The organism is Variovorax sp. CF313, from assembly GCF_000282635.1.
Classification (GTDB): domain Bacteria; phylum Pseudomonadota; class Gammaproteobacteria; order Burkholderiales; family Burkholderiaceae_C; genus Variovorax.
Genome location: NZ_AKIW01000100.1, coordinates 48,704 through 58,950 on the forward strand (window position 1 = coordinate 48,704; position 10,247 = coordinate 58,950).

General features: G+C 69.9%; 6 protein-coding genes. 4 read left to right on the forward strand and 2 right to left on the reverse strand.

The window, feature by feature from the left end; all coding sequences use genetic code 11:
* Window positions 1–52 precede the first annotated feature (52 nt).
* On the reverse strand, window positions 53–814 hold the full coding sequence (gene lolD / locus PMI12_RS23690) for a lipoprotein-releasing ABC transporter ATP-binding protein LolD (RefSeq protein ID WP_007837479.1): 762 nt from the start codon (window positions 812–814) through the stop codon (window positions 53–55).
* Entirely contained in the window at window positions 807–2,063 is a 1,257-nt protein-coding gene (locus PMI12_RS23695) for a lipoprotein-releasing ABC transporter permease subunit (protein WP_007837493.1), read from the reverse strand. Before PMI12_RS23695 ends, lolD begins: the two co-directional genes overlap by 8 nt.
* A 142-nt stretch (window positions 2,064–2,205) precedes the next feature.
* On the opposite strand from PMI12_RS23695, the gene PMI12_RS23700 reads away from it, so the two are divergent.
* The 4 genes from PMI12_RS23700 to PMI12_RS23715 all read left to right on the forward strand — a co-directional run bounded on the left by PMI12_RS23700 (window position 2,206) and on the right by PMI12_RS23715 (window position 10,164).
* Complete coding sequence (locus PMI12_RS23700; RefSeq protein WP_007837494.1) at window positions 2,206–3,168, forward strand: hypothetical protein; 963 nt, start codon at window positions 2,206–2,208, stop codon at window positions 3,166–3,168.
* Window positions 3,165–4,886: a single-stranded-DNA-specific exonuclease RecJ gene (recJ, locus tag PMI12_RS23705; protein ID WP_007837495.1), complete on the forward strand. Its 1,722-nt coding sequence runs from the start codon at window positions 3,165–3,167 to the stop codon at window positions 4,884–4,886. The genes PMI12_RS23700 and recJ overlap by 4 nt, the downstream gene beginning before the upstream one ends.
* Window positions 4,887–5,018: 132 nt before the next feature.
* The gene (locus PMI12_RS23710) at window positions 5,019–5,828 is read left to right on the forward strand and encodes an SDR family NAD(P)-dependent oxidoreductase (protein ID WP_007837496.1); all 810 of its coding nucleotides are present in this window, start codon (window positions 5,019–5,021) and stop codon (window positions 5,826–5,828) included.
* A gap of 187 nt (window positions 5,829–6,015) precedes the next feature.
* Complete coding sequence (locus tag PMI12_RS23715) at window positions 6,016–10,164, forward strand: WGR and DUF4132 domain-containing protein (RefSeq protein WP_007837497.1); 4,149 nt, start codon at window positions 6,016–6,018, stop codon at window positions 10,162–10,164.
* The last annotated feature ends 83 nt before the right edge of the window (window positions 10,165–10,247 follow it).

The window sequence follows — 10,247 nt, forward strand, 5'->3', positions numbered from 1 at the left end:
GGCGCCCCCCCAGTTTCGCGAGATTGAGCCGGTCGTGCCAGGCCGGCCCGAATCACCCCGCCAGCCGCCCCGCCACCAACTGCAGCACCCGATCGCAGCGCTTCGCCAGGTCCTGGTCGTGCGTGACCATCACGAACGCCGTGCGATGCCGGTGCGCGAGGTCGAGCATCAGCGCGAACACCGTGTCCGCCGTGCTGCGGTCGAGGTTGCCGGTGGGCTCGTCGGCCAGCACGCAGGCCGGCTGCGTGACCAGCGCACGCGCGATCGCCACGCGCTGGCGCTCTCCGCCCGACAGCTCGGCTGGACGGTGATGCAAACGCTGGCCCAGGCCCACGCTTTCGAGAATCTTCGCCGCCGACTGCGCGGCCGCATGCGGCTCCACGCGGCGGATCTTCAGCGGCATGGCCACGTTGTCGAGCGCGCTGAACTCGGGCAGCAGGTGATGGAACTGGTAGACGAAGCCCAGGTGCTGGTTGCGCAGCCGCCCCTGCTCGGCCGCGTCGGCGTGCGCGATGTCCTTGCCGAGCAGCTCGACCTTGCCCGTCGTGGGCGCATCGAGCCCGCCCATCAGGTGCAGCAGCGTGCTCTTGCCGGAGCCCGATGCGCCGACGATGGCCAGTGTTTCGCCGGCGTGCACGTCGAGGTCCACGCCGTGCAGCACGGTCAGGTCCAGCCTGCCCTCGTGGAACCGCTTGGTGAGGCCGCGGGCCTTCAGAACGACACTGTTGGCGCCGGACCGCCCCAAGCCAATAGCGGCCCCCTCGGAGGGCAGCGAGGTCACGACAGTGCCGAGCGTGGGGGTCAGTTCACTCATAGCGCAGCGCCTCGGCCGGGTTCACGCGGCTGGCGCGCCAGCTCGGGTACAGCGTGGCGACGAAGGCCAGCACCAGGGAAATGATCGCGATCGGCACGATGTCGCTTTGCTGCGGATCGCTCGGCATCTTGCTGATCAGGTAGATGTCCTTCGGCAGGAAGCTCGCATGGAACAGCTGCTCCAGGAAGGGCACGATCACGTCGATGTTGTAGGCGATGCCCAGGCCCAGCAGCAGGCCGGCCACGGTGCCGATCACGCCCACCATCGCGCCCTGCACCACGAAGATGCCCATGATGCTGCGCGGCGAGCTGCCCAGCGTGCGCAGGATGGCGATGTCGGCGCGCTTGTCGGTCACGGTCATCACCAGCGTGGACACCAGGTTGAAGGCCGCCACCGCCACGATCAGCGTGAGGATGATGAACATCATGCGTTTTTCGACCTGCACGGCCGCGAACCAGGTCTTGTTCTGGCGCGTCCAGTCGCGGATGAGGAACTCGCCCGGCAGCGTCACGGCCAGCTGGTCGGCCACGTCGCGCGCCTCGTTGAGGTTCTTGAGCTTCAGTCGGATGCCCGTGGGCCCTTCTAGGCGGAACACCTTGGCAGCGTCCTGCTCGTGGACCATGGCGAGCGCCGAGTCGTATTCGTAGTGGCCCGAGTCGAAGGTGCCGACCACGGTGAACTGCTTCAGGCGCGGCACCACGCCCGCCGGCGTGACCTGCCCGCCCGGCGCCACCAGCGTGACCTGGTCGCCCGGCTGCACGAAGAGCGAACGCGCCAGCTCCGCGCCGAGCACGATGCCGAATTCGCCCGGCACCAGCTTGTCGAAGGTGCCCTTGGAGGCGATGCCGTTGATGTCGGTGACTTCGGGCTCGAGCTTGGGATCGATGCCGCGCACGATGGTGCCCTTCATGTCCTCGCCGCGCGCAATGAGCGCCTGCGTGTTGATGAAGGGCGCTGCGCCGACCACCTCGGGGTTCTTGCGGGCAGCGGCCGTGATCGTGTCGAGGCCCTGCAGCGCCTGGCCGTCGCGCGAGAAGATCTCGATGTGCGACACCACGCCGAGCATGCGGTCGCGCACTTCCTTCTGGAAGCCGTTCATCACACTGAGCACAATGATCAGCGCCGCCACGCCCAGCGCGATGCCGAGCATCGAGACACCGGAGATGAAGGAGATGAAGCCGTTGCGTCGCGTCGCCCGGCCTGCGCGCGTGTAGCGCCAGCCGAGCTGCAGTTCATAGGGAAGTCGCATCAAATTCCCCGCCGAGCCGCCTCAAGGGGAATTTGCCCACCCTCGGGGGGCAGCGAATACACGAAGTGAGGAGCGAGGGGGTAGGTCATCGGCGGAATTGTGGCATCCCGGATTCCCTTGGGGCTTCCCGGACAATAGGGAGATGGCCGAAACCCTCCCACGTCACCTGTTGATTCCCTTTGCCGGCCGCGGTTCCCCTGCATGCCGCGCTGCGCTGCCCACCTTGCGGCTCCCCAATCTCGAAACCTTGCTGGCGCGGCTCACGCTTACCGATACCGACACGCAGGACGAAAGCACTCGCTCGCCTCCGCACGAACGCGCGCTGGCCCGGGCAGCAGGCATCGCCGCGGCCGACGGCTGCATTCCCTGGGCTGCGCTCGAAGCGCGGCAACTGGGCATCGCCGCGCCCAACGGCCCTGAAGGCTGGGGCCTCGTCACGCTGTGCAACTGGCAGGTCGGCATCGACGACGTGGTGCTGGGCGATCCGTCCGCCATCGAGATCGACGCCGCCGAATCGGCCGCGCTGCTGCAAGCCGCGCGCCCCTTCTTCGAGGAAGACGGCATCGCGCTGCACCCCTCCCCCGTACCCGGCCGATGGCTGGCGCGCGCCCCCATCTTCGACGGCCTGGCCACTGCCTCCCTCGACCGCGCAGTAGGCTACCCGATCTCGCAGTGGTCGCCGCTCGGCGACTCGGCACGGCCGCTGCGCCGGCTGCAGAACGAAATGCAGATGCTGCTGTACACCCAGCGCGTGAACGACGACCGCGCCGCGCGCGGCGTGCCGCCGATCAACTCCTTCTGGCTCAGCGGCACCGGCGCACTGAAGCACGAGGTTGCGCCCGCAGCCGTGCCGGCAGTGAGCGATGCACTGCGCGAAACCGCCCTGCGCGACGACGGCATGGGCTGGGCTGCCGCCTGGCATGCGCTGGACGCAGGCCCGGTCGCCTCGCTGCTGGCCGGCTACACGGGTGGCGCCGAGGTGTCCCTCACGCTGTGCGGCGACCGCGCGGCGCAGCGCTACACCGTGCAGCCGCGCGGCCTGGCTGGCTGGGCCAGGAGCCTGTTCGACCGCAAGCGCGCATCGGTCGTGCTGGAGTCGCTATGAAAATCATCGCCAGGGAGATCCCGCCACGCACCGTCTGGGCGCTGGAGCAAGCCGGCGTGCACCCGCTGCTCGCGCGGCTGTTCGCCGCCCGCGGCGTGCGTGCCAAGGAAGAACTCGATGACGGCCTCGCGCGCCTGCTGGCGCCCGACACGCTGCGCGGCACGCACGAGGCCGCGGTGCTGCTGGCAGACGCCATCGCGCAGGACAAGCGCCTGTGCATCGTCGCCGACTACGACTGCGACGGCGCCACCGCCTGCGCGGTCGGCGTGCGCGGCCTGCGCCTGCTGGGCGCGAAGCACGTGAGCTACCTCGTGCCCGACCGCGTGGTCGACGGCTACGGGCTCACGCCGCCCATCGCCGAGCGCGTGGCCGACAGCGGCGCCGACATGCTGATCACCGTCGACAACGGCATCGCCAGCGTCGAAGGCGTGGCCGCCGCCAAGGTGCGCGGCCTGCAGGTGCTGGTGACCGACCACCACCTGCCCGGCCCCGAGCTGCCGTCGGCCGACGTGCTGGTGAATCCGAACCAGCCCGGCTGCGAATTCGAGAGCAAGAGCATTGCTGGTGTCGGCGTGATGTTCTATGTGCTGCTCGCGCTGCGCTCGGAGCTGCGCAAGCGCCGCGTGTTTGACACGGCCAGCCAGCCGAAGCTCGACGCGCTGCTGCCGCTGGTCGCACTCGGCACCGTGGCCGACGTGGTGAAGCTCGACGCCAACAACCGCCGCCTCGTGGCACAGGGCCTGCGCCGCATCCGCGCCGGTGCGATGCCTGCGGGCGTTGCCGCCTTGTTCAAGGCCGCGGGCCGCAATGCCTGCGTCGCCACCACCTTCGACTTCGGCTTCGCACTCGGCCCGCGCATCAATGCCGCCGGCCGGCTGGCCGACATGACGCTGGGCATCGAATGCCTGCTGACCGACGACGCGGGCCGCGCCGAGGAACTCGCGCGCATGCTCGACGGCATCAACCGCGAGCGGCGCGACATCGAGGGCGGCATGCGCGACCAGGCGCTGCTGCTGGCAGAGTCGCTGTTCGCCACCGATGGCGAGGGCATCGAAGCGCCGCCGCCGGCCATCAGCGTGTTCGACGCGGGCTTCCACGAAGGCGTGGTGGGCATCGTGGCCTCGCGCATCAAGGACCGCTTCCACCGCCCGACCTTCGTCTTCGCCGCCAGCGGCGCGCCCGGCAAGGAGCAGGAGCTGAAAGGCTCGGGCCGATCGATTCCGGGCTTCCACCTGCGCGATGCGCTCGACCTCGTGGCCAAGCGCCATCCGGGCGTGCTGCTGCGCTTCGGCGGCCATGCGATGGCGGCCGGCTGCACGGTCGCGCGCGAGCACTTCGAGACCTTCGAGAAAGGCTTCGCGCAGGTCGCCGGCGAATGGCTGGCCGAAGCCGCGCTCACGCGGCAGATCGAGACCGACGGACCGATCTCGCGCGAGTACATGCGCATCGACCTCGTCGACACGCTGCACCGCGAGGTGTGGGGCCAGGGCTTCGCGCCGCCGACCTTCAGCGAAGAGGTGGAGGTGGTGTCGCAGCGGCTGGTGGGCGAGAAGCACCTGTCGCTGAAACTCAGGCACCAGGGCCAGCCGATCGACGCGATCTGGTTCAGCCACACCGAGCCGCTGCCGCCGCGCGTGAAGCTGGCGTTCCGGCTCGATGCGGACGAATGGCAGGGCGTGCGGCGACTGCGGTTCCTGGTCGAAGGGGCGGAGTTCTAGCGGCTGTCCCTGGAAAAGCCTGCAATCGCATGCCATGGCGGGCGGGCAGTCGGGACGGATTCCTACGCGTGCGGCAAGCCGGCGTTCCTAGGGTGGTCCAAGAAGGTTCATTCACTTCATCAGGAGACCGACATGCAACCCAACGACATCCGCCCCCTTGCCGTGGTGACCGGCGCCTCGTCCGGCATCGGCTTCCAGCTCGCGCTGCTGGCCGCGCGCCGCGGCCACGACCTGTTGATCGGTGCCGACGAGCCGCTGGAACAGGCCGAGACCGAACTGCGCGTGCTCGGCGCCAATGTGGCCGCGGTGCGCGCCGACTTCGCCACCCGCGACGGCGTGGACACACTGCTCGCCGCCACCGAAGGCCGGCCGATCGCGGCACTGTTCGCCAACGCCGGGCACGGGCTGGGCCACGGCTTCCTCGATCAGGACTTCCACGACGTGCAGCACGTCATCAACACCAACATCACCGGCACCATCTACCTCGTGCAGTGCGTGGGCCGCGGCATGCGCGAGGCCGGGCAGGGGCGCATCTTGATCACCGGGTCGATCGCGGGGTTCCAGCCGGGCAGCTTCCAGGCCGTCTACAACGGCAGCAAGGCCTTCATCGACTCGTTCGCCATGGCCCTGCGCAACGAGCTCAAGGGCACCGGCGTCTCGGTCACCTGCCTGATGCCGGGCGTGACCGACACCCACTTCTTCGCGCGCGCCGACATGCTCGACACGCGCGTGGCCCAGCAGAGCGACAAGGCCGACCCGGCGGAGGTGGCGCGGGCCGGCTTCGAGGCGATGATGCGCGACGAAAGCGGCGTGATCGCGGGATGGCGCAACAAGATGCAGGTGGCGCTGTCGCGCGTGATGCCGGCGCCCAGGCTGGCCGAGCAGCACCGGCGCATCGCCGAGCCCGGCAGCGCGGAGCAGCAGGCCAGGCCCTTCGTCTGATCTTTTCTTCCGGAGCGCGGCGCTCCGGCGGGCGCTGCTGCGGGGCCGCCATCGGCAACCCCGAAGCAGGTGAATATTTTTTTCGTATCCACCGACGCGCGAAGCGAAATCTTCTCGTTACTCGGGGCCGAGCTTTCACGCCGGCCCCTTATCCTCTGCGGCGAACATACAGGAGGATGTTTTTTCCATGCGCCGCTTTGAACTGATCGAGGGAACCGCCAGCAAATTCTGGGAAGTCGAGCAGGTAGACGCCGAACTCAACATCCGCTGGGGCCGCATCGGCACCGCGGGCCAGAGCCAGACCAAGTCGTTCGCCGACGCCACCAAGGCCGCCGCCGCGCTGACCAAGCTGGTGGCCGAGAAGACGGGCAAGGGCTACGCCGAAGTGGGCGTGGCCGCCGGCACGGCCATCGGCAAGACCGAGGCGAAGCCGAAGGCCGAGACGGCAACGGAAAAGACTGCGGCCCCGCCCGCCGCGAAGGCCGCCGCGAGCGCAGAGGCTGCCGCCCCCACCGAAGGCATCGACAGCCAGGCCGACCGCGTGTTCGAAACCGTGCGCGCTCAGATCGAGACCGGCACGCTGACCTCCAGCGACACGCTCTCCACCGCAACGCTCAAGCGCCAGCATGGCGTGAGCGAGCAAGGTGCGGCGCTCGCCTTCAAGCGGCTTCAGTCCACGGGCCTGCTGTACGGCTGGGGCACCAGCTGCACGCCGGCCAAGAACGCCCAGGCCATCGCCAAGGAGCTGGGCGCCAATGCATCGGCCGCGTCGTCCGTGGCCCTGGCAGCGCCCGCCGCCGAACTGCCGCCCGCGGACGGCGACGCGCCGCCCTGGCTCGCCGCCGGCAAGCCCATCCGGCTGTCGCCCGACATGCAGCGCGCAGCCTTCCCTTCGCGGCGCTTTCCGCCAAAGCCCTTCGACGAACCGCCGAGCCCCGCCGCAGCCTGGCTGCCTGTGCGGCGCAAGCTCGACCTCGACGTCGACACGAGCGCCACCGACGCGGCCTTGCGCGCGGTTGCCCAGCGCGTGATCGACCGCGGCACGCAGCCCACCCCCGCGGCCGACGCCGAGGCCGACACCCTGCTGCTGGCGTTCGCGCTGGGCACCGGCGGCAACTACAACGCGAACGAGATGGGCGAAGTGGTGGTGCACTACCTCGTCAAGCAGTACGGACTGCCGGACACCATCGACATCCTGCTGGCCGCCCAGCAGATCGAAGTGCAGTCCACCTACGACCGGGCGACGAAGAAGCGCCGGTATAGCTTCTGCGCCGCCGTCGCCCGCCAGATGGGCAGCTCCTACTACGGTCCGCTGGGAACGGGCGAACAGGCGCTGCGCGCGCATCTGTCACTGGCCGCCCCCGAGGTCTGGCAGGACTGCCGCGACCGCATCGAGGCCGGCCTTCCCAAGGTTCACCCGGCCCGCCAGCCCGCGCTGGCAATGCTGCTGCCCGACGCCCCCGAAATCTCCAATGCGCTCGTGCACACGCTGGCGGCCGACAAGAACACGCCCGAGACCATGCACTGGCTGCTGCTGACGGCCACCGACCCCGACGCCATCGCGCTGGCCGCGAAGGTCCGCCTGAGCTATTCGAGCGGCTTCTGGGGCAGCGGCTCCATGACGAGCACGCTGGTGCAGGAGCGCGGCGTGGATGCCGTGCCGGTGCTGGAGCGCGGCGCCGCGGACGACCACGCGGGCGACGCGCTGGCCTGCATCGGCACGCCCGAAGCCGTGCTGGCGCTGGCCCGCGTGGCAGGCAGTTCGAAGGGCGCGCTGGCGCGGCTGGCGCTGGCCGTCGACCGCTGGCCGATGGCGGCCATTCCCGCGCTGTCGCGGCTCGTCGCGGCCGGCGGCAAGGACGCCAACCTCGTCACGCCTGGACTCACGCGGCTGCTGCGCGCGCATGGCCCTGCCCTGCCCACCCTGCGGCCCTGGCTCGATGCGGGCGCGCAGGCGATGATCGACCGGCAACTGGCGCTGCTGGCCGGCCCGAGCGAAGTGGCCGATGCGAGCGAACTGCCCGGCGTGCTGGCCGCGCCGCCCTGGCTCGCCAAGGTGCAGAAGAAGGCGGCCGGCACGCTGGTGCTGGAGCCGCTGGCATTGGCACCGGTGGAGCGATGGGGCGAAGGCAAGCGCGAGAGCGCGCAGCGCGTGAATTCATGGCAAACGGGTCGCCACGACGCCGCGCGCAAGAGCGTCGACGTGCTGCTCGACGAACTGGGCTTCGACAAGGGCAGGCACAGCCTTGTGCCATTCGCCAAGGCCGCCGCCGCGGCCGTTGCGGCCGGCGACGCCGGCGCGCTGGTCGCCAGCTGGCGCGAGATGGTGGCCGAGCGCAAGAAGGACCGCTACTACTGGTTCAACTTCCACGCGAGCTTCGTTACGCTGCTGCCGGCGGCGATCGGCGTGCCGTTCTGGAACGCCGTCGCGGGCGAGGCCGAAAGCGACGGCATCGGCCTGATCCTGGCCACCCACGGCCTCGCGGTGCTGCCCGGCCTGGTGGCCATGGTGCGATCCAAGCCCACCGACAACCTCTCGTACGCCCTGAACTACGGCGCCGTCGAGTTGGCCGCGCCGGCCGCGCGCGCCTTCGCCAAGCTCAAGACGCTGCGCGCCGAAGGCCGCGAATGGCTGCTGAAGTATCCCGAGCACAGCGCAGCCGGCCTGATCGCGCCGGCGCTCGGCAAGGCCGGCGAGGCGCGCGACTGCGCGGGTTCGGCGCTGCGCCTGCTGCAGGCCAACGGCCACGAGGCACTGCTGCTCGACGTGGCCGGCCGCTACGGCAAGCCCGAAGTGGTGGAAGCGCTGCGCGCCGTGCTCGACGAAAGCCCGCTCGACCGCTTTCCCACCCGGCGCGCGAAGCTGCCCGAGTTCTGGCAGCCGCGCGGTTGGCGCCGGCCCGTGCTGCGAAACGGCAAGGCGCTGCCCGACGACGCGCTCGACCATCTGGGCCAGATGCTGACCTTTCCGACCAACGAGGAAATCTACGGCGGCATCGCCGTGGCCAAGGACGCCTGCGATGCCGGCTCGCTGGCCGAGTTCGCCTGGGACGCCTTCACCGCCTGGCTCGAAGCCGGCGGCCCCAGCAAGGAAGGCTGGGCACTCACCACGCTCGGCCTGCTGGGCAACGACGACACCGCGCGCAAGCTCACGCCCTTCATCCGCGCCTGGCCCGGCGAGGCCGCGCATGCGCGCGCCGTGACCGGGCTCGACGTGCTGGCCGCCATCGGCAGCGACGTCGCGCTGATGCTGCTCAACGGCATCGCGCAGAAGGTCAAGTTCAAGGGCCTGCAGGACAAGGCGCGCGAGAAGATCGACGCCATCGCCGAGGCGCGCGGCCTCAGCACCGAGGAACTCGAGGACCGGCTCGCGCCCGACCTCGGCCTCGACGAACAGGGCACGATGCTGCTGGACTTCGGTCCGCGCGCCTTCAAGGTCGGCTTCGACGAGTCGCTCAAGCCTTATGTGCGCGAGACCGGCGCCGACGGCACCGACGGCGCGCGCCTGCCCGACCTGCCCAAGCCCAAGAAGACCGACGACGCCGAACTTGGCAAGGAAGCGGTCGAGCGCTTCAAGCTGCTGAAGAAGGACGTGCGCACCATCGCCAGCCAGCAGTTGCTGCGCCTCGAGGTGGCGATGTGCGCGCGCCGCCGCTGGACGCCCGAGGTGTTCCGCACCTTCCTGGTCGAGCACCCGCTGGTGCGCCACATCGTGCAGCGGCTGATCTGGGGCGTGTACGCGGTGGAAGACGGTGCCAGCTATGGCGGCACGCTGCAGGCCTGCTTCCGCGTGGCGGAAGACGGCAGCTTCACCACGGCGGAAGACGATCCGTTCGAGCTGCCCGTGGGCGAGAACATCCGCATCGGCGTGCCGCACGCGCTGGAACTGCCCGCCGCCGATGCCGCCGCCTTCGGCCAGGTGTTCGCCGACTACGAGCTGCTGCAGCCCTTCGCGCAGATCGGCCGCGACGTCTACACGCTGTCCGACGAGGAGAAGAAGAGCCTGAAGCTGGAGCGCTGGAAAGACGTCAAGGTGCCCACCGGCCGCGTGCTGGGGCTGGCCAACAAGGGCTGGCGGCGCGGCCAGGCGCAGGACTCGGGCTGCATCTGGTACTTCAGCAAGCCGCTGGGCACGAGCCGCGTGATCGAGCTGAGCCTCGACCCCGGCATCATCGTCGGCATGGTGGACGAATACCCCGAGCAGAAGCTGGGCCAGGTGCAGGTGGGCAAGCCCTCGGGCTGGGGCGACATGCAGGATGCGGAGGCACTGCACCTGCTCGACCCGATCTCCGCCAGCGAACTCATCCGCGACATGGAAGGCCTGCGAGCGGCATAGGGTACACCCCCAGTCTTCGCGCACTTCGTGTCGCTTCGCCAACCCCCTTGCAGGGGGCAACACCTGCGGCCCGGCAAAGCCGG

Excerpts from the sequence above, each read along its gene's own strand:
- lolD (WP_007837479.1), bottom strand. The coding sequence starts at position 814 with ATGAGTGAACTGACCCCCACGCTCGGCACTGTCGTGACCTCGCTGCCC.
- PMI12_RS23695 (WP_007837493.1), bottom strand. The coding sequence starts at position 2,063 with ATGCGACTTCCCTATGAACTGCAGCTCGGCTGGCGCTACACGCGCGCA.
- PMI12_RS23700 (WP_007837494.1), top strand. The coding sequence starts at position 2,206 with ATGGCCGAAACCCTCCCACGTCACCTGTTGATTCCCTTTGCCGGCCGC.
- recJ (WP_007837495.1), top strand. The coding sequence starts at position 3,165 with ATGAAAATCATCGCCAGGGAGATCCCGCCACGCACCGTCTGGGCGCTG.
- PMI12_RS23710 (WP_007837496.1), top strand. The coding sequence starts at position 5,019 with ATGCAACCCAACGACATCCGCCCCCTTGCCGTGGTGACCGGCGCCTCG.
- PMI12_RS23715 (WP_007837497.1), top strand. The coding sequence starts at position 6,016 with ATGCGCCGCTTTGAACTGATCGAGGGAACCGCCAGCAAATTCTGGGAA.